28 protein-coding genes and 1 other RNA gene are annotated in these 16,102 nt (G+C 67.8%); 27 read left to right on the top strand and 2 right to left on the bottom strand.

Annotation, left to right across the window (positions count from 1 at the left end):
* Positions 1–51: 51 nt before the first annotated feature.
* Positions 52–702 carry a LexA family protein gene (locus tag L0C60_RS05050; RefSeq protein WP_243092576.1) on the bottom strand — a complete coding sequence of 217 codons (651 nt, stop codon included), beginning with the start codon at positions 700–702 and terminating at the stop codon, positions 52–54.
* 32 nt (positions 703–734) lie between these two features.
* On the opposite strand from L0C60_RS05050, the gene L0C60_RS12970 reads away from it, so the two are divergent.
* The 27 genes from L0C60_RS12970 (at position 735) to L0C60_RS04920 (ending at position 15,291) form a co-directional block, all read left to right on the top strand.
* A complete protein-coding gene (locus L0C60_RS12970) occupies positions 735–1,025 on the top strand; it encodes a helix-turn-helix domain-containing protein (protein WP_423247973.1) in 291 nt (96 codons plus the stop codon).
* Positions 1,006–2,850, top strand: a complete 1,845-nt coding sequence (locus L0C60_RS05045; protein WP_243092575.1) for a DDE-type integrase/transposase/recombinase — start codon at positions 1,006–1,008, stop codon at positions 2,848–2,850. Before L0C60_RS12970 ends, L0C60_RS05045 begins: the two co-directional genes overlap by 20 nt.
* 24 nt (positions 2,851–2,874) lie before the next feature.
* The gene (locus tag L0C60_RS05040; RefSeq protein WP_243092574.1) at positions 2,875–3,657 is read left to right on the top strand and encodes an AAA family ATPase; all 783 of its coding nucleotides are present in this window, start codon (positions 2,875–2,877) and stop codon (positions 3,655–3,657) included.
* Complete coding sequence (locus tag L0C60_RS05035; protein ID WP_243092573.1) at positions 3,654–4,007, top strand: hypothetical protein; 354 nt, start codon at positions 3,654–3,656, stop codon at positions 4,005–4,007. Before L0C60_RS05040 ends, L0C60_RS05035 begins: the two co-directional genes overlap by 4 nt.
* A complete protein-coding gene (locus L0C60_RS05030) occupies positions 3,991–4,425 on the top strand; it encodes a hypothetical protein (RefSeq protein ID WP_243092572.1) in 435 nt (144 codons plus the stop codon). The genes L0C60_RS05035 and L0C60_RS05030 overlap by 17 nt, the downstream gene beginning before the upstream one ends.
* Complete coding sequence (locus L0C60_RS05025; protein WP_243092571.1) at positions 4,425–4,607, top strand: hypothetical protein; 183 nt, start codon at positions 4,425–4,427, stop codon at positions 4,605–4,607. The genes L0C60_RS05030 and L0C60_RS05025 overlap by 1 nt, the downstream gene beginning before the upstream one ends.
* On the top strand, positions 4,597–4,875 hold the full coding sequence (locus L0C60_RS05020; RefSeq protein ID WP_243092570.1) for a hypothetical protein: 279 nt from the start codon (positions 4,597–4,599) through the stop codon (positions 4,873–4,875). The genes L0C60_RS05025 and L0C60_RS05020 overlap by 11 nt, the downstream gene beginning before the upstream one ends.
* Positions 4,872–5,150: a gag protein gene (locus tag L0C60_RS05015; protein ID WP_243092569.1), complete on the top strand. Its 279-nt coding sequence runs from the start codon at positions 4,872–4,874 to the stop codon at positions 5,148–5,150. Before L0C60_RS05020 ends, L0C60_RS05015 begins: the two co-directional genes overlap by 4 nt.
* Complete coding sequence (locus L0C60_RS05010) at positions 5,140–5,385, top strand: hypothetical protein (protein WP_243092568.1); 246 nt, start codon at positions 5,140–5,142, stop codon at positions 5,383–5,385. Before L0C60_RS05015 ends, L0C60_RS05010 begins: the two co-directional genes overlap by 11 nt.
* Positions 5,372–5,725 (top strand): helix-turn-helix domain-containing protein, encoded by a 354-nt coding sequence (locus L0C60_RS05005; protein WP_243092567.1) that lies wholly within the window; start codon positions 5,372–5,374, stop codon positions 5,723–5,725. The genes L0C60_RS05010 and L0C60_RS05005 overlap by 14 nt, the downstream gene beginning before the upstream one ends.
* Complete coding sequence (locus tag L0C60_RS05000) at positions 5,722–6,108, top strand: hypothetical protein (protein ID WP_243092566.1); 387 nt, start codon at positions 5,722–5,724, stop codon at positions 6,106–6,108. Before L0C60_RS05005 ends, L0C60_RS05000 begins: the two co-directional genes overlap by 4 nt.
* Entirely contained in the window at positions 6,092–6,304 is a 213-nt protein-coding gene (locus L0C60_RS04995; protein WP_243092565.1) for a hypothetical protein, read from the top strand. The genes L0C60_RS05000 and L0C60_RS04995 overlap by 17 nt, the downstream gene beginning before the upstream one ends.
* Positions 6,277–6,468, top strand: a complete 192-nt coding sequence (locus tag L0C60_RS04990; protein WP_243092564.1) for a hypothetical protein — start codon at positions 6,277–6,279, stop codon at positions 6,466–6,468. Before L0C60_RS04995 ends, L0C60_RS04990 begins: the two co-directional genes overlap by 28 nt.
* Complete coding sequence (locus L0C60_RS04985; RefSeq protein WP_243092563.1) at positions 6,465–6,695, top strand: hypothetical protein; 231 nt, start codon at positions 6,465–6,467, stop codon at positions 6,693–6,695. Before L0C60_RS04990 ends, L0C60_RS04985 begins: the two co-directional genes overlap by 4 nt.
* Entirely contained in the window at positions 6,695–6,955 is a 261-nt protein-coding gene (locus tag L0C60_RS04980) for a hypothetical protein (RefSeq protein ID WP_243092562.1), read from the top strand. Before L0C60_RS04985 ends, L0C60_RS04980 begins: the two co-directional genes overlap by 1 nt.
* Positions 6,952–7,767 carry a helix-turn-helix transcriptional regulator gene (locus tag L0C60_RS04975; protein ID WP_243092561.1) on the top strand — a complete coding sequence of 272 codons (816 nt, stop codon included), beginning with the start codon at positions 6,952–6,954 and terminating at the stop codon, positions 7,765–7,767. The genes L0C60_RS04980 and L0C60_RS04975 overlap by 4 nt, the downstream gene beginning before the upstream one ends.
* Complete coding sequence (locus L0C60_RS04970; RefSeq protein WP_243092560.1) at positions 7,760–8,203, top strand: hypothetical protein; 444 nt, start codon at positions 7,760–7,762, stop codon at positions 8,201–8,203. The genes L0C60_RS04975 and L0C60_RS04970 overlap by 8 nt, the downstream gene beginning before the upstream one ends.
* A 20-nt stretch (positions 8,204–8,223) precedes the next feature.
* Complete coding sequence (locus L0C60_RS04965; protein ID WP_243092559.1) at positions 8,224–8,511, top strand: hypothetical protein; 288 nt, start codon at positions 8,224–8,226, stop codon at positions 8,509–8,511.
* Positions 8,512–8,518: 7 nt separating this feature from the next.
* Positions 8,519–8,854, top strand: a complete 336-nt coding sequence (locus L0C60_RS04960) for a hypothetical protein (protein ID WP_243092558.1) — start codon at positions 8,519–8,521, stop codon at positions 8,852–8,854.
* Positions 8,854–9,036, top strand: a complete 183-nt coding sequence (locus tag L0C60_RS04955; protein WP_243092557.1) for a hypothetical protein — start codon at positions 8,854–8,856, stop codon at positions 9,034–9,036. Before L0C60_RS04960 ends, L0C60_RS04955 begins: the two co-directional genes overlap by 1 nt.
* Positions 9,024–9,578, top strand: coding sequence for a phage protein Gp27 family protein (locus tag L0C60_RS04950; protein WP_243092556.1), 555 nt, complete (start codon positions 9,024–9,026; stop codon positions 9,576–9,578). The genes L0C60_RS04955 and L0C60_RS04950 overlap by 13 nt, the downstream gene beginning before the upstream one ends.
* The gene (locus tag L0C60_RS04945; protein WP_243092555.1) at positions 9,568–10,848 is read left to right on the top strand and encodes a terminase large subunit domain-containing protein; all 1,281 of its coding nucleotides are present in this window, start codon (positions 9,568–9,570) and stop codon (positions 10,846–10,848) included. Before L0C60_RS04950 ends, L0C60_RS04945 begins: the two co-directional genes overlap by 11 nt.
* Complete coding sequence (locus tag L0C60_RS04940) at positions 10,848–12,347, top strand: phage portal protein family protein (RefSeq protein ID WP_234503280.1); 1,500 nt, start codon at positions 10,848–10,850, stop codon at positions 12,345–12,347. Before L0C60_RS04945 ends, L0C60_RS04940 begins: the two co-directional genes overlap by 1 nt.
* The gene (locus tag L0C60_RS12795) at positions 12,331–13,518 is read left to right on the top strand and encodes a phage head morphogenesis protein (RefSeq protein ID WP_326491115.1); all 1,188 of its coding nucleotides are present in this window, start codon (positions 12,331–12,333) and stop codon (positions 13,516–13,518) included. Before L0C60_RS04940 ends, L0C60_RS12795 begins: the two co-directional genes overlap by 17 nt.
* Positions 13,479–13,769 carry a hypothetical protein gene (locus L0C60_RS04930; RefSeq protein ID WP_243092554.1) on the top strand — a complete coding sequence of 97 codons (291 nt, stop codon included), beginning with the start codon at positions 13,479–13,481 and terminating at the stop codon, positions 13,767–13,769. The genes L0C60_RS12795 and L0C60_RS04930 overlap by 40 nt, the downstream gene beginning before the upstream one ends.
* 232 nt (positions 13,770–14,001) lie before the next feature.
* An RNA gene (gene rnpB / locus L0C60_RS04925) (RNase P RNA component class A) lies at positions 14,002–14,373 on the top strand.
* 15 nt (positions 14,374–14,388) lie between these two features.
* A complete protein-coding gene (locus tag L0C60_RS04920) occupies positions 14,389–15,291 on the top strand; it encodes a hypothetical protein (protein WP_234503283.1) in 903 nt (300 codons plus the stop codon).
* On the opposite strand, the gene L0C60_RS04915 is transcribed toward L0C60_RS04920, so the two are convergent.
* The gene (locus L0C60_RS04915) at positions 15,251–15,721 is read right to left on the bottom strand and encodes a DUF488 domain-containing protein (RefSeq protein WP_234503285.1); all 471 of its coding nucleotides are present in this window, start codon (positions 15,719–15,721) and stop codon (positions 15,251–15,253) included. The two genes, L0C60_RS04920 and L0C60_RS04915, sit on opposite strands and share 41 nt — an antisense overlap.
* Positions 15,722–16,102: the final 381 nt, after the last annotated feature.

Here is a 16,102-nt window from a genome sequence, read left to right as displayed (position 1 = left end):
GGGGGCACTTACGCACCTTAGCCCAAGTCTAGGGCATGTTTTGGGGCTTTGTCAATCCAGCCGGCTCCGAACCTCCACCACCCTGCCCACGATCTCGGCCACTTGGTCGGCGGGGATCACAGGGGGGCCGTTGTTGGCGTCCAGGTTTGTGGACACGAGCATGCCGTTTTTTACAAGTTTGACCACGTACTCCCCGTTTTCCAGACGGGCCACCACGATCGCCCCAGGATGCCCTTTGTCCTGGGTATTGACGATCACGACGTCGCCGTCGCAGATGGGCCGGCGTCCGGCGCACATGGAGTTGCCGCGCACCTTAAAGGCCACGAGGTGTGCGGCATTGCCCTTCACCCGGACGGGGACGGTGCGCTCCTCAATGGCCTCCATTTGGGAGGGGCCACCCCCTACGTAGCCGAGGATGGGCACGTGCTTCTCGGTCCTAACTTCGCTACCTGGGGCATCAGGATCTAGCCGGTACAAAAGCTCATGAGCGGGGACATCTAAAACCTTGGCTAGGGCAATGATGGTATCCACGCTGGGTTTGACCCAGGTGCCGGTCGCCGTTTGCCTGCCTTTCACGAGGTAGTACAGCGTTCCGCGAGAGATGCCGGTTCGGCGGGCGAACTCTTCCAGGCTTTGCACGCCCATTTCCCTCATCTTTTTGAAGATGAGGTCATTGAAAGGCCCTTTAAGCTCACTTGACATATGTAGCACCCCCTGCTAAGGTAAAGTACAAGATGCGACATATGTTGACAACCCGATTGGATCCCGCGAAACTTCGGCGGGCGATGGAAAGAGCAGGATTGAAGCCTGCCGAGCTAGCCCACAAAGCGGGCTTGAGTAGTGGCACTGTCCGGGCCTATCTGTCGGGAGCACGCGGAAAGCGCCCGTCATTTTCGGTGATTTTGGCGCTTGCAAATGCGCTGGGATTGAGGCCGGAAGACCTCTTGGGTGATTTTTTGCCCGCAGAAACAACAAATGTGGGCACCACACGTGGGGAGGAGCCCGATGCCTTGGTATCCAATTGACGAGGCTGCCAAGCGCTTGGGTGTATCCCGGCGCACGTTGGAGCGCTTCGCAAGCAAAGGCAAGTACCTAGTGGAGAAACGCAAGGAGGGGCGGGTTTATCGGGCGTACGTCTGGCTTGACGAAGGGGAAGCGGTGGGTTCAACAGACCGCCCCACCCTCGAGGCCACCCTCCCGAAACTCCACCAAGAGTGGTCCACCCTTCCTAGGGGGGCTCGGTGGGACCTTGTGCGGGAATGGGCGCCCAAACTCGGGGTTACTGAGGGCTACCTGGCCCGTCGCATTCGGGAGTTCGGGCAGACGGGCCTCCAGCGCCGCCGGCGGGACCGGGGAGGTTTTCGGGTGCCGGCGGAGTTCCGCCGCATTCTGGTGGGCCTCCGCCTCGCCCACCCCAACGCCAGTGTGCGCCGGCTTTTGCGCATCATGGAGCTCAACGACCCCAACCTCCTCCAGTGGAGGATGGGCAAGGTTTCAGAGGCCACCGCGCGGCGAGTCCTGCGCTGGGCCATGCGGAACCCGGCCCTGCGCTACGCCCTCCTTTCCGAGGAGGGTCGGCGCGAAGCCATGCGCACCTGGCACGGGCACGTGCTGGCCGAGTACCCCAACCAGATGTGGATCGTGGACATGACCCGCTGCGACACCTTCGTGTACGTGCCCGAGGAGGACCGCGCGGTGCGGCTACGCATTCACCTGGCGGTGGATGTGTTCAGCGGGGCCGTGCCCAGTGTGGTCTTTAGCCGCGAGGAAGGGCAGGCCCCCACGAACCAGCTCCTGATCTTGGGGCTCAGCCCCAAAGAGGCCCTGGTCCCGGGCTGGGATGTGTGGGGGCGCCCCGAACGCATCTACTGGGACAACGGCCGGGTGTACCGTTCGGAGCTTTCGGAGCAGATCGCCGAGCGCCTGGGTATTGAGCTCGTTTACTCTCGGCCCCGGGTCTCGCACACCCGGGGGAAGGTGGAGCGCCTTTTCGGCGTGTTCCACCAAGAGTTTGAGCGGGCGCTACCGGGTTACGCCGGCCAGGACGCCACCGAACGAGACTCCAGCGAGCTACAGCGCCTCCTGGAGAACACCCGCCGATGGGTGATGGAGGGCATGCCTCCTGAGCGTGACCCCTACCCAAACCGTTTGCTCCTGGAGGACGAGTACAAGCGCAAGGCCCTGGCGTGGTTTCTGGAGGACTGGCACCGGAGGCCCTTGGAGGACGGGCTTTCGCGGGTGGACATTTTCCGGATGTGCGTCCCACGGCGGACGCTCATCCAGTACGAACTGGGCGACCTGTATCTACTCACCGCGTATAAAACCAAGCGCATCGTACGCAAGAACGGAGCTGTCCAGTACAAAAACCGCTCCTACGTGCTGGAGGGCGGGAGCCTCATCCCCTGGCAAGGGATGCCCGTGTGGGTGTTGGAGGTTTCCGTCCTCCCCGGCCAACCCCTCAAGGTGGCTTTGGAGAACCCGGATGGCACCCTCGAGGTCCTCGGCAACCTAGCCCCCGAGCCTCTTCGGGCGGACTCCCTGGAGGCGGCGGTGCAACGCCGTTTGGACCGGGCGGCCATGCGGGCCCTGCACGAGGAGGCGGAGCGCTTGCGGGAGGAGCTTGCGGTCCCCGCCATGCGGTTGGAAGCCGTTTTGGAGCGCCTTTCCGGCCTCACGCCGCTCGCGCGGCGTGAACGGGTGCTTCCCACAGCCCCCACTCAGACTCAGCTCCCCAAGCCTTCCGATACCGAACTGCGGCAGGCCCTGGAGGAGCTGGACGGGGACGACGACCTCGTTCTGGACCCCATCTCCCTCGGGGACGAGTTCCTGCGGCGGCAGGGGCTCCTCTGAGGGGGTGGAAAGGGAGGTGGTAGCGTGACGGAGATCCGGCCAGAGGACATCAGCAGGCTCATTGACGAGGCCCTAGGGGCGGGGCTCCTGGGGGAGTGGGACCTCCGCGACCCTCGGGATGGCTTCATCCCCACGGAAGGCGCGCGGGCTCTCATCGGGCACCTGGAGCTCGCCGCCCGCGAGCGCTTCCCCCTCGCCCTGGTGGTGGGCCCGGCGGGGGTGGGGAAGACCCATACCTGCCGCTACTGGGCGGTGGCCCATGAGGCCCCGTGGGTGCGGGCGCAGCCCAGCTACAGCCCGGCGGCGCTCCTTGAGGACCTTGCCGTGGAGCTGCGGATTACCCGCACGAAGACCTTCCGGGTGCTCCTCAGCATGGTGCGGGACGCCCTGCTCTTGCGCCCCCGGGTGGTGTTTGTGGACGAGGCGCAGCTCTGCGACCGCCCCACCTTGGAGACCATCAAGTTCCTGGGGGATGAAACGGGCTCCACCTTCGTCCTGATCACCTCCGAGGAGTTCGCGCCCCTCATCCGCCGTCACCGGGACATTGAGAGCCGCATCGGCACCGTGGCCACCATAGGCCCGGTGTCCCTCAAGGAGCTTCGGGTCATATTCGCCGATGCGGGCTACACCCCGGAGGTGCTGGGAGAGGTCCACGCCCTCACGGGGGGCATCCTCCGAGACGTGGTGCGGCTCCTCCGCCTCATGGACCAGGTTGCCGAACAGAACGGCGTACCCAAGGCCTCGTTCCGGCCCGCTCATGTCCGTAGGGTGGCGGGGCGCTTGAACCTGGCGGGAGGTGTGCGGTGAGGCGCCACTTCTTTGACTTCGAGGGCCAGCGTATCCCTATACGCCGAGAGGAGGCCACGGAGCTGTACGAGGTGGACGCCGAGGGGAACCTGCTGAGCCGGAAGCCTTTGGTGATGCTTCTGGGCGACGGGTCCTGGGTGGAGGAGGGGCGGGAGTTCCGTTTGAACCGCCGAGGCGAGAAGGCCCTGTACCAGGTCGTGCAGGTGGAGTACGAGGTGGAGCTTCACCAGCCTCGAGGCCTCTACGGCCAGGTCCGGCGCCGGGCGTTGGTATGCCGGGTGCCGGATTGGCATGAGGTGGAGGCTTCGGTGAAGGCGGAGCTGGAGGTGAAGGATGACGAAAGACCTTGACCGGCGCTTGGACACCGCCCGTTTGGTGAGCCGTCTGGTGGAGCTCCCCGGGCTCATTGGGGAAGTGAGCCGGCAGCTCACCGCCCTGCGGGCGGAGCGCAGGGCCTTGGAACGTAGGGCGGCGGAGGCGTGGGCGAGGGCTCTGGCCGAGGCCCCGGGGAAGGCGATGGAGTTGCGGGAGGCCCAGGCTCGGCTCGCCCTCGCCGCCGATCCGGGGTGGAACCGGATGCAGACCCGCCTGGAGCAGCTCGCCGCCGCCATTGACCGGCTCCAGGCGGAGCGGGAGGCCCTGGAGCACGAGCGGAAGGCCATCTACGGGGCCATCGTCGCCCGGCACGCCGAGGTGCTGGAGGCCGCCCTGGCCCAACGGTTCATCACCCCCCACGGCCTCCCGCCTGCGCCCGGTAGGGGGAACTGATGACGCGGGAAGAGCTCATTCGGCTTCTCAGGGAGGACCCGGAGGTCCGGGCCGCCCTTCAGGAGGCCCTCCAGGGGGTGCGCCCCCGCCCCCTGGAGGTGGCGGCTAGGGGCATCGCCGAGGCCTTGGCCGAGGCGGAAAGGGAATGGCTCAGGAAACAGGAGGCACGCCATGAGGAATAGGAAGCCTGAGGTAAAGGAGATTGTGGACGAACTGGCGGAGGGCCTTCCGCGGCACACCCGCATCGCCTACCACCTCTACGACCTCTCGCGGGACCTGGTGCGCTTCGCCAACGAGATCCAGGACACCCAGGAGGTGGACGAGGCGGAGCTGGCGCGGCTGACGCGGCGGCTTTTCGCTGCCTACGTGGCCCTGCACGCCGATACGGACCTGGGGGCCAGGGAGGTCCTGGCAAACCCCCATCGCCTGCGGGGGGTGGAGTGCCCGTGAAGCGGCCGTTTCGCAGCGTCCTGGACACCATCCGGGGCCACGGCCTCACCCCGGCGGAGCTCCGGCAGAGGGCCCGCCTGGCGGAGCGCCACGGCCAGGCCTTCCTGGCCCAGCTCTACCTGGACGAGGCGGAGGCCCAGGAGGTGGCCCTGCGGGTGGCCCATCCGTGCGCCCTCTGCGGCGATACCGGCCGGATCGCCGATGACATCCCCTGCTGGCGTTGCCACCCGGAGCTGGCGGGGCGAAAGGTGCGGGAGGTGCGGCGTGGCGCCTGAGGCGGTGATCCGCTACGCCCGGTCCAACCCCGGGCGGGTGGTGGCCTTGCGGGTTCTGGACTTCCGGGGCGCCCAGCACCACCTGGCCCTGAAGTGGGAGGGGGGAGGCGTGCGCTTCTTTGTGCGCCCCTGGGGGGAGTGGACCGAGCCCCAGTCCGAACCCCGGGCCCTGGAGGTGATGCGCGGGTGGCGGATCCAGGAGGTCCGCCTGGAGGGGGAGGATGGGGCCCGATAAGCCGCTCCTCACGCCCAAAGAGGTGGCCTTCGCCTTGGGGGTGGGGCGCCCGGCGGTGGAGGAGCTCATCCGCTCGGGCCGCTTGCAGGCCGTGCGGGTAGGGCGGCGCCTCTACGTGCCCGCCTCCTCCCTCGAGGCCTTCCTCAACCCCGTGGTGGAGGCCCGGGAGGTTGCCCGCCTCCTCCTGGGGCTTATGGAGCGGGCGGGGCTTTCCCCCCGGCTGGGGGCGATGGAGGAGGGGTTCGTGGCCCGGGCGGGAGGTGTGGAGGCCACGGACCCCACCCCCACGGGGGCGGTGATCGCCCTGGCTCGGAAATTGGTGGGGGAGGTGCCGTTGTGAAGAGGGTGCAGATCACGGAAACAGAGCTTAGGCTTGCGGCCGAACTCCTCCTGCGGCGGGGGGAGTGGGGGGTGGGGCGGGAAGAGTTCCACCGCCACTTCGGCGGGGACCGCCGGGGCCGGGCGGTGATGGCCGAGCTCAGGAAGCGGGGCATCCTCCCGGTGGTGGTGGCCGAGTCCCCGGCGGGGGACGAGTGCTACCGGGTGGCCAAGACGGAGGAGGAGTTTCAGAGCTTCCGCCGCTCCCTCCTCTCCCGCATCCAGGAGCTGCACGAGGCGGTGCGGGGGCTGGACAACGCCTGGGCGTACTGGAAGGCCCACCGCGCGCCCTGCTTCCGGCAGCCCGACCTCTTCGGGGAGGTGCCCGGTGGAGGAGGACGATGAGGTCCTGGCCTTCCTGGAGGGCTTTCTTTCGCCTTCCCCCTTGCCCCCCGGGTGGGAGCTCCTCCTCTTCGTGGACGAGGAAGGCCGTTGGACGGGGGCGCTCTTCCTGGAGGGGGTCCTGGTGGACCTGGACTGGGATTTCTCCCCGGAGGAAGTGAGGTGGCGCGTATGCCGGCGCTACTCAAGCTCGTCCTGATCTACGTTTTGGCGGCCCAGTTGGGCCTTTTGGGTCTTTTGGGCTATTTGGCCTTTGCCCGCCGGGGCCCCCTGCCCGAGGGGGCTTCGGTGGGCCTCTTGCTTTTGGCTGCGTTGGTGGGCCTTCTCGGGGTGGCCCTGGCCGTGGCCTGGAGGTGGGTGTGACGCACTTCGTCCCCTTTTTCCTGACCTGCGAGGAGCTCCGCCTCCTCGTTAAACGGGAGGCCAAGCGCTACCCCATCTTCCGAGGCATCACCGCCCAGGGCTGGCCCTACTGCCCGGGGGTGGGGCGGCTGGACCGGGCCTTGCGGGTCCCCGGGGGGCTCATTTGGTGGCGGGAGGAGGGGGGCTGCGCCCACTGGATGTGGCAACCCCTCCGGCCGGGGGAGTGATGGACGCGAGGGAGGCCCTTTCCGCGCTGGTGCAGGCGGCTTTGGACGGGGCGTCCGGTGGGGACATCCTCCGGGTTTACCGCGCGGAGGAGGTTCTAGCCGGGGCCATTCGGGACCTGGAGGCCAAGGAGCGGGCTTTGGCCGCCCTGGAGTCCCGCCTCCTCACCCTGGAGGCCCGCCTGCGGGCCCTGGAGGAAACCCGTAGCCGGGTGCACCTGTTGCTGGTGGAGGCGGAGCGCCTATTCAGGAGGTCGCTATGAGGAACGCGTTGGTGGGGATGCTATTGCTAGCGTACGTGAGCACCTTGGCCATGAGCGCCGGCCACCTCGCCCAGTGGTACGCCCTTTCCCTGGGGGCGCTTCCCGGGTGGCTGGCCTGGGGCCTGGCGGCCAGTCTGGAGTTCACCGCCTTCCTCCTCTCCCTTCTTTCCAACTCCTACCTGCGGGGCTCGGCCTGGGCGGGGGGCGGGGCCCTGGCGGCCTTGGGCTTGGTCTGGGTGGGGAACGCCCTCTCCATGCTGCGCTCGGCCCCAGGGCTCTCGTGGGCCGAGGTGGGCGCCATGAGCCTCTTCGTCCCCGTGGGGACCTACGTGGTGGGCAAGGTGGTGGGGGAGCTCCTGCGGGGTTCCGCCCCCGTGGTCCGGGCGGCGCCCACGGGTACCGCTGAGGCGGTTCAGATGGTACCGGGGGGTGCCGCCGAAGGGGTTCAAGCGGCACCGGGGGGTAACACCCTGGCCACCGAAAGGCCCCGAGGGGTTCCGGAGGGGGCGGTACCGGTGGGCGGGGGTGTTACGCCTGCGGAGCCCGAGGGCGCTACCCTGCGGTACACCGAGTCCCGCACGGTGGAGTGGCGGGTGGAGGGCCGGGGCGAGGAGCTCGTGGCGGCCCTCTCGCAGCACCGCGGCCCAGTGACCCTGGGGGCCCTAGCCCGGGAACTGGGCTGGCCCAAAACCACGGTCCGCCGGTGGTTGGACCGCCTGGAGGCCTCTGGGGTGGTGTGCCGGACCGGGGAGGGGTGGAGCCTGGTAGACCTGGACCATGCCGTCCGGTCGGAGGGGGTGTCCCATGCCTGAGTGGACCCCCCTGGATCTCTGGCGGGCCAACTGGGTGGGCCTGGCCCTGTGGCGGGTGGCCCGGGGGGAGGCGGACTGGGTACCGGCCACGGCCCATGACGCCCCCCGGGGGTGGACCGGCACGCCCCCTTCGGGGGGGCGGGTGGACCTCCCCGCCTTCCTCCCGGTTCGGGTGCCGGCCCTGCCGGAAGCAGGCATACCGGGGCACGACCTGCGCCTATGGCGTGAGGCGTACCGGGGCCTGGTGCGGGGGATGAGCCCCGGGGAGCGGATGGCCCTCGAGGCCTTCCTCGGCCGGGGCCGCCACTCCCGCCTCTGCTACTGGCACGCCCCCTCCAAGACCTTCCGCCTCAACTTCCCCGAGGACGTGGTGGGGGTCCTGGTGCGGGTGGCGCGCCTGGCCGAGCCCCTGGACAAGCCCCAAGATATGGGCTAAACTGCGGCTAAGGTGCGCAAGTGCCCCCGGGGAAACCCGGGGGCACGCCTTTCCCGGATGTGGACAAGCTGGTGGCGGAGATCCTGGAAGGTCTGGTGGAGGAGCTCGCCCGCCTGGGCGCCCCCGAAGAGCGCCTTCGGCCCCTCAGGGAGCGCCTCTGGGCCCTGCGCGTGGCGCGGCTGATGTGGCAGGAAACCCCGCCCCCCACGCCCCCCTGGAGCCGCCCCCTCTTCTGGACGGTGGTGGCCCTCCTCTTGGCCCTAATCGGGGCCCTGATGGGGCTCCCCGTCCACCGGCTTTTCCCGTGAGGAGACGATGTTTCGGCGCGCAGACCCCCTAAAGCACAAGCTGCTCCGCGGAGCGGTGATGCGGACCGTCTACCTGGCGGTGATGGGCTCGGAGACCCCCATCAACGCCGAGGACCCCATGACCCTGCCCCGGGGCGTCCTGGCCCGCATCCTGGAGCTCAACGGCCTCCTACCGGTTCGGAGCGAGCTGAACGCCGCCGTGCGCTACCTGAGCGAGAAGGGCTACCTGGAGGCGGCCTACGACGAGGAGGGCGAGTTCACCCGGGTGCGCCTCACCACCCGGGGGATTGACCTCGTGGAAGGGACCCTCCGGGACGAGGGCATCCTCCTGCCGAGGGCGTGATGGACCTCCGCGAGGAGCTCGCCGCTCTCCACGTGGCCCTCCGCCGCAACACGGAGGAGATCCTGGCGGAGCTCCGGGCCCTGCGGGAGGAGCGGGAACGGGAGGCCCGGGCCCGCCTCTGGGAGCGGGCCCTCCTCATCCTGGCCCTGGCGGTGGGGCTCATGGGGTGGTGGCGGCCGTGAACGTGAAGTGGCAGTACCCCCGGCACCGGCTCTGCAAGGTGTGCGCCCTGCCCGAGGAGGTGCGGGACCGGGTGGACGACATGCTCCTGGGGGAGGAGGTGGAGGCGGACGGCCGCCCCTATTCCCACGCGGGCATCGCCGCCTGGCTCAAGGCGCGAGGGTACGAGGTTTCCGAGTCCAGCGTCCGCCGCCACGTCCGCCACCTCTCCCCAGCCCTGGAGCGGGCTCTGGAGATGGAGCGCCTCGTGGACGCCGTGGAGCGGGCCACGGGGAAGCGCCTTTCCTTCGCCCACGCCCTGGCCAACATCGTGGTCCACCGGGCCCTCCGCTACCTGGACGCCGTGGAGCTTACTCCCGACCAGGTGGAGCCCGAGAAGATGCTCCGCATCGGCCTCCACGCCGCCCAGACCCTCCTGAGCCTGGAGCGGGTGGACCGCCGGGTGAAGGAGGAGGCGGCCCAGGTGGTGGAGGAGCGCCTACGGGCCCGGCAGATTGAGCCTGAGGTGATCGAAGCCATTAAGCGGGACCTCTATGGCCTCTGAGGTGCTCCTTCCCTACCAAAGGCGCTGGCTCCTGGACAGGAGCCGCTTCAAGATCGGTCTCTGGTCGCGCCAGACCGGGAAGTCCTTCGCCGGGACCCTCGAGGCCGTCATAGACGCCGTGGAGCGCCCGGGTACCCTCTGGGTGATGCTCTCCGCGGGCGAGCGGCAGAGCCGGGAGCTGGCGGAGAAGGCGAAGGTCCACCTGGAGGCCATGCGCCAGGTGGGGGAGTGGATGGAGAGCCGCTTCTTTGAGGGGGGCGAGGCGGTGACGCAGCTGGAGATCCGCCTCCCCAACCGGAGCCGGCTCATTTTCCTCCCCGCCAACCCCCGCACCGCCCGCGGCTACACGGGGAACGTCTTCCTGGACGAGTTCGCCTTCCACCAGGACTCCCACGCCATCTGGGCGGCCCTCTTCCCCATCGTCACCCGCCGCCCCGACCTCAAGCTGCGGATCATGAGCACCCCCGCCGGCCCCCAGGGGAAGTTCTACGAGCTTTGGGAGAAAGGGGGGGCGATGTGGTCCCGCCACAAGGTGACCATCTACGACGCCGTGCGGGACGGGCTTCCCGTGGACCCCGAGGAGCTTCGCCAGGCCCTCGCCGATGAATGGGTCTGGCGGCAGGAGTACCTCTGCGAGTTCCTCTCCGAGGAGGAGGCCTTCTTGCCCTGGAGCCTCATCCTCGAGGCGGAGGCCCGGGAGGACCCCCGGGGGGACTGGGACCCCGACCGGGCCTACCTGGGCATGGACGTGGGGCGGCACCGGGACCTCACCGTCCTAGCGGTTCTGGAGCGGGTGGGGGACGTGTACTACCTCCGCCTCCTGGAGGTCCTGGAGCGCACCCCCTTCGCCCACCAGGAGGCCCGGCTCCACGCCCTCCTCCCCCGGGTGCGCCGGGCCTGCGTGGACGCCACCGGCCTCGGGGAGATGCTGGCGGAGAACGCCCGCCGGGCGTTCGGCTACAAGGTGGAGCCGGTGAAGTTCACCCCCGAGGTGAAGGCCGACCTGGCGCAGCGCCTCCGGCTCTTCTTTGAGGACCGCCGGGTGCGCATCCCGAGCGACCGCGCCCTGCGGGAGGACCTCCACAGCGTGCGGCGGATCGTGACCCCGAGCGGGAACGTCCGCTACGACGCCGAGCGCTCCGAACGGGGGCACGCCGACCGCTTCTGGGCCCTGGCCCTCGCCCTCCACGCCGCCGAGACCCGTAGGGGCCCCGTGGAGTACCGGAGCGTGGCCCGGCGGCTCTTCGCCGGCTGGAAAGGAGCCTTCTGATGCCCATCCTGGACCCTTACGGGAACCCCATCCCCAAGGAGCCCCCGCCCGCCGCCCGCGGCGCTCTGGCCCTGGAGGCCCCCTTCCGGGTGTACCCCGCCCGGGGCCTCACCCCCGAGCGCCTGGCCCGCATCCTGCGGGAGGCGGACGCGGGCGACCTCAGCGCGCAGGCCGAGCTCTTTGAGGAGATGGAGGAGCGGGACGCCCTCCTCTTCTCCCTCCTGCAGACGCGCAAGCTGGCGGTGGTGGGCCTGGACTGGCGCCTGGAGCCCGCCGAGGAGGGCCGGGACGCCCGGCGCATCCTGCGGGCGGTGGAGGAGGTCTGGTGGGGCCTGCCCCTGGAGGACCTGATGACCGACCTCCTCTCCGCCATCCCCCAGGGGGTGAGCGTGGTGGCGGTGGCCTGGGAGTGGGACGGCCTCCTGTGGCGCCCCAAGGCCTTCCGCTGGGTCCATCCCGGCCTCCTGGCCTACCGCGAGCCCGAAGACCGCTTCTACCTGGTGTTGGGCCCCGGCCGGGAGGAGGCCTTCCCCTACGGCGGGGCCATAGAGCACCGCTACCGGGCCCGTTCGGGGTTGCCCACGCGGGCCGGGCTCATGCGGAGCCTGGCCTGGCTCTATCTCTTCAAGCACTTCGCCCTCAAGGACTGGGTGGTCTTCGCCGAGGTGTACGGGCAGCCCTACCGCATCGGCAAGTACGACCCCGCCGCCGGGGAGGAGGAGCGCCGCCGTCTGGAGGAGGCGGTGAGGAGCCTGGGGGCGGACGCCGCCGGGGTCATCTCCAAGGACACCGAGATAGAGATCGTGGAGGCCGCCAAGGGCCAGGGCCCCGACGTTTACGAGCGCCTCATCCGCCTGGCCAATCGGGAGATGACCCAGGCGGTCCTGGGCCAGACCCTCACCTCCTCGGAGGGGGAAGGGGGGAGCTACGCCCTGGCCAAGGTCCACGAGCGGGTTCGTATCGATCTCCTCAAGGCAGACGCCCGGGCCCTGGCCCGGACCCTGCGGGAGGGCCTCCTGAAGCCCTTCGTGGCCTTCAACTTCGGCCCCGAGTACCTGGACCTGGCCCCCCACGTGGTCCCCGAGGTGGAGGAGGAGAAGGACCTCGAGGCCCGGGCCCGCGTCCTCCAGACCCTCCTGCAGATGGGGCTTTCCATCCCGGAGGCATGGCTCAGGGAAGAGTTCGGCGTCCCCGCCCCCGAGCCGCAGGCCCCGGTTCTGGCCCCCCAGGAGAGGAAGCGAAGGGGGCTGGTGGCCGGCCAGGCCTTCGTGGACGCCCTGGGGGACCGCCTCCTGCGGGAGGCGCCCATGCCTGGCCTCCCGCAGCTCCTGAAGGCGATTGAGGAGGCGGCGGACTACGAGGACCTCCGCCGCCGCCTCCTCGCCCTCTTCCCCAACATCCCCTTCGCCGAACTGGCGGAGCTCTTGGACGCCGCCCTGACCCTCGCCGAGCTGGCGGGCCGCCTCGCCCAGCGCCAAGACAGTGGCCTGGACGGTTGAGCCCAACCCCCTGAACCCGGACGAGGCCATCGCCTGGTTCCGGCGCCGCCTCTCCCTGCCGGACCCCGCCTTTCGGGCCCTGCGGGAGGAGGCCCGGAGGCGGGCCTTCTGGGTGGCGGGCCTCGCCGCCTTGGACATGGTGCAGGAGGCGAAGGACGCCCTGGAGGAGGCCCTGGCCAAGGGCCTGCCCTTTGAGGACTTCCGCCAGCGCCTCTCCGAGCGGGTGAGGGGCGCCTGGGGGGAGGGAACCCGGCACCGCCTGGACACCGTCTTCCGCACCAACCTGCAGCTCGCCTATGGGGCGGGGCGGCACCGGCAAGCGGAGGAGACCAAGGCCCTCAGGCCCTACTGGGGCCTCTCCGTGGTCCTGGACGGGCGGACCTCCGGCGTCTGCCGCCCCCTGGCGGGGGTGGTCCTGCCCGCCGACCACCCCTTCTGGCGCAACCATATCCCGCCCCTCCACCACAACTGCCGCACCGCCCTGGTGACCTACACCCGCGAGGAGGGGGAACGCCGGGCCTGGAAGGAGGCGCCGGAGCACGAGCCCCAGGCGGGCTTCGGCCGGCCCCCGGGCCAGGAGGAGTGGAGCCCGGACCCTAGGGACTACGACCCCGCCCTGTGGCGGGCCTACGTGACCGCCTTGCCCCAGGCGCATCCTGAGGCGCTGGCCCGCTTGCGGGCCATAGCCGAGGGGCAGGCGGAGCCCGAGCCCCGCGACTGGCTTTGGGCGGCCGGGGCAATGGGCCGGGCTCCCTTCAACCGCTGGACCCGGAAGGTGCCCGAAGAGGAACGGGAACGCTTGGGTATCACTTGGGGGAGCTCCTTGGAGGTCCACAGGCTCAAGCGGATTGCCGACGGGCAACTGGCTGGAGACGCCACCGCCGAGGACTACGAGCGGATCTGCCAGCACGCTCCTCTTTCCCCCGAAGCGGCGCTCATGGCCTACCGGCGGGCCCCAGGGCCCGTTTTGGCGGCGCTCCTCCCTGTGGAGTGGGCCGTGCCCGAGCCCCTGCGCGGCCCCACGCTCAGCGGGTATTGGTTCGTGGTATACTCGTTTTGGAGCGGAACTTTGGTCACGGGATACGCCGAGGAAGACCTCTCCAAGCTGGACATACCCTGGAACGAGGTGAAATGGCTCAGGAAACCCGCTTGGTTGAATTTACCCCCTTAGAGCTGGCCTCCTGGTCGTGGTCGGAGCTCAAGGATTTTCTGGGCAATCCCGAGGACTACAACCCCGATGAGGTCCTGGCCCTCATAGAGGAGTTCCCCTGCCTGAAGCGCTACCTGAGGCGGGCTTATCAGGATGACCCTGAGCCCGCCCTAGCCTTGGCGCGGGAAATCCTGGCCGAGCGGGAGCGCCTCTCGGCTCATGGCATCCGCGTGCCCGAGACCCTGGAGGCCCTGCTGGGTCTTACGGGCTAGGGATGGCGTCCCCGGAAGGGGTCTCTGAGCCCCTGTAACCCCCCTAGAAGGCTTTGGCGGGGGGTGCCACGGATTTCCCCTTTGCGCCTCGGACCCCCCGCCTTATCGGCCGTTTTAGGGCCCGTTTTGGGGTGCGTTCGCAGGTGCTTGGGCTTTGGGGATGGGGAAAATGGCCCATTTTTGTCCCTGAACTTGACCGAAACGCTCAATGCTTTCACAATAGGAAGTGCCCCGGGTCAGGGGTGCGGTCGCGCTCAAGGGTCCGAACCCCCTTGGGTGAGGAAAGTCCGGGCACCATAGGGCAGGGTGCCAGCTAACGGCTGGGCGGGGTAACCCGACGGAAGGTGCCACAGAGAAGAGACCGCGAGCGGCCGGGCCCAAGGCCCGGTGCGGGCGAGGGTGGAACGGTGGGGTAAGAGCCCACCGCCTGGCCTGGTAACAGGCTGGGGCACGGCAAACCCCACCCGGTGCAAGGCCCAGTAGAGGGGAAGGGCTTGCCCGGCCCGCCAGAACCCCTGGGATGGGCCGCTTGAGGCCGGTGGCGACACCGGTCCCAGAGAGATGACCGCAGAAACAGAACCCGGCTTACGCCCTGTCCCGGGGCTTATAAAGCGCTGCTATGACCGAGCGGGTCTTGATGGTTGTTAAAACCTACCCTAGCCCGAGCCGGAAGTACGGTGAGATCACTTGTACGGCAGGAATAAGGCTCAGGGATGGACAGTGGGTGCGTATTTATCCCTACCCTTTCCGTTTGTTAGAGGGAGACTATAGGTTCCAAAAGTATGACATCTTAGAGATGCCTTTAGAGCGGGCTCAAAACGACCCCCGCCCTGAAAGCTTCCGACTGGTGGACCATCGGAGCATTCGGAAAGTAGATCACATCGGCACGGATGAGGGGACTTGGCACAGAAGAATGGAGTTTATCCGCCCCACCCTATTTCCCAGCTTGGCGGCTTTTGAAGAACAAATGATCCGTAGGGAAAGAAAGCCGATCCAGGAACAAAGCCTCTTCGCGGGGGAACAAAGGGAGGTAGTTTGGCGACGGGTTTGGGGGCGTACGATCGGGGTTGTAGCGGCTGTGCCGGGTAGTGCCGAGCTGGTAGCTCAGTACCGAGGGGAAGATTGGAGCGAAAAGGAGAAGGCAAAGTTGGCTGTGCCTCAGATACTCGCCGAGGGGCTTTTTGAAGATATAGAGCCGGCTTTTTCTTTGCCTAAAACACCACTGCGCTTTTGCCCTTACCAGTTTCGCCTTTCCTTTCTGGACGCCACCGGGAAAAGGTATGAGAAGGTGGTTTTGGACTGGGAGATCTACCGGCTTTACTTCAAAGAGGAGCAACGCCTTGGTAGCAGGGAAAGGGCGGTCAATAGCGTGCGCCAAAAGGTTGAGCGGGAAATCTTCTCCTTAGAAAGGGAACCTTACCTTGTGGTAGGGAGTATCCACTACCGATATGCTCGCCCAACCCTCTACGCGGTGATTGGGTTCATCTGGCCGAAGAAGCAAGCTTGTACGCCTCTTTTCTGAGGTCTAGGGCCTCCTGAACCCAACCAGTGGCTAGCAATGCTTCGGCAATAATGGACCGATGGCAAGTCGCTGGGTCTGCTTCAAAGCACAAGAGCGCGGTTGGGTATTCGCACGCGAGCATCCCCAACTCCTCCAGCACACCGGGGCGCTGTTGGAGTAACTGGAGGTAATTCTGACGATAAGTGGGCCAGTCTCCCGTCCTCTTGAGATAGTCCCTTAGAGGTTTCGGAGCACCGAGCTCGCGGATATGGCGGTAGTAGATGCCGGCGTCTTCAAGGGCGGCTCTCAAGCTGACTTTGGAAAAACCGGGTTTTCGGCTCAAAGGGAGTTCCCGCACATCGGCTACGACAACGATCCCCTTCCCGCGAAGAAAGCTGATAAACTCCGGAAGTTTCAGGCCCTCGTAGCCGATGGTATAAACAACCCTCATTGTGGGGAAATCCTACTCCTCCAATACGGAGGTTGGCAAGCCCTTGACGCCTGATGGTTCAGTTCTTGCCGATACCATTTGAGCACTTTCTTGTGGGGTCGGTCTTTTTCGCTATAATGACCGTTCCCGAGAAGATGGCCAGTTTCCTAAGCGGGTTGTTGGGTTGGCTTGGGGGCTTTCTGAGCCGGAAGTAGGCGCATAGCGCTTCTCCTCGTTGAAAGGAGCTCCCCGGCCATATGACCGGGGGTTCGCTTTACTGGCGAAAACTCAGGGTATGCACCACTTGGGCCAGGTTTTGCCTGGCGTGCCGTGTCGGGTGAAGGCGAGATGAAGTGCTGCCCCAAATTTGGACCACCCCAAGAGAGAGGCCAAGGGGTGTAG

It is taken from the genome of Thermus hydrothermalis (assembly GCF_022760925.1).
Lineage (GTDB): Bacteria > Deinococcota > Deinococci > Deinococcales > Thermaceae > Thermus > Thermus hydrothermalis.
This window is presented reverse-complemented; position numbering and strand designations above follow the sequence as displayed.

Excerpts from the sequence above, each read along its gene's own strand:
- L0C60_RS05050 (WP_243092576.1), bottom strand. The coding sequence starts at position 702 with ATGTCAAGTGAGCTTAAAGGGCCTTTCAATGACCTCATCTTCAAAAAG.
- L0C60_RS12970 (WP_423247973.1), top strand. The coding sequence starts at position 735 with ATGCGACATATGTTGACAACCCGATTGGATCCCGCGAAACTTCGGCGG.
- L0C60_RS05045 (WP_243092575.1), top strand. The coding sequence starts at position 1,006 with ATGCCTTGGTATCCAATTGACGAGGCTGCCAAGCGCTTGGGTGTATCC.
- L0C60_RS05030 (WP_243092572.1), top strand. The coding sequence starts at position 3,991 with ATGACGAAAGACCTTGACCGGCGCTTGGACACCGCCCGTTTGGTGAGC.
- L0C60_RS05025 (WP_243092571.1), top strand. The coding sequence starts at position 4,425 with ATGACGCGGGAAGAGCTCATTCGGCTTCTCAGGGAGGACCCGGAGGTC.
- L0C60_RS05020 (WP_243092570.1), top strand. The coding sequence starts at position 4,597 with ATGAGGAATAGGAAGCCTGAGGTAAAGGAGATTGTGGACGAACTGGCG.
- L0C60_RS05005 (WP_243092567.1), top strand. The coding sequence starts at position 5,372 with ATGGGGCCCGATAAGCCGCTCCTCACGCCCAAAGAGGTGGCCTTCGCC.
- L0C60_RS04990 (WP_243092564.1), top strand. The coding sequence starts at position 6,277 with ATGCCGGCGCTACTCAAGCTCGTCCTGATCTACGTTTTGGCGGCCCAG.
- L0C60_RS04980 (WP_243092562.1), top strand. The coding sequence starts at position 6,695 with ATGGACGCGAGGGAGGCCCTTTCCGCGCTGGTGCAGGCGGCTTTGGAC.
- L0C60_RS04975 (WP_243092561.1), top strand. The coding sequence starts at position 6,952 with ATGAGGAACGCGTTGGTGGGGATGCTATTGCTAGCGTACGTGAGCACC.
- L0C60_RS04970 (WP_243092560.1), top strand. The coding sequence starts at position 7,760 with ATGCCTGAGTGGACCCCCCTGGATCTCTGGCGGGCCAACTGGGTGGGC.
- L0C60_RS04960 (WP_243092558.1), top strand. The coding sequence starts at position 8,519 with ATGTTTCGGCGCGCAGACCCCCTAAAGCACAAGCTGCTCCGCGGAGCG.
- L0C60_RS04955 (WP_243092557.1), top strand. The coding sequence starts at position 8,854 with ATGGACCTCCGCGAGGAGCTCGCCGCTCTCCACGTGGCCCTCCGCCGC.
- L0C60_RS04945 (WP_243092555.1), top strand. The coding sequence starts at position 9,568 with ATGGCCTCTGAGGTGCTCCTTCCCTACCAAAGGCGCTGGCTCCTGGAC.
- L0C60_RS04940 (WP_234503280.1), top strand. The coding sequence starts at position 10,848 with ATGCCCATCCTGGACCCTTACGGGAACCCCATCCCCAAGGAGCCCCCG.
- L0C60_RS04930 (WP_243092554.1), top strand. The coding sequence starts at position 13,479 with ATGGCTCAGGAAACCCGCTTGGTTGAATTTACCCCCTTAGAGCTGGCC.
- L0C60_RS04920 (WP_234503283.1), top strand. The coding sequence starts at position 14,389 with ATGACCGAGCGGGTCTTGATGGTTGTTAAAACCTACCCTAGCCCGAGC.
- L0C60_RS04915 (WP_234503285.1), bottom strand. The coding sequence starts at position 15,721 with ATGAGGGTTGTTTATACCATCGGCTACGAGGGCCTGAAACTTCCGGAG.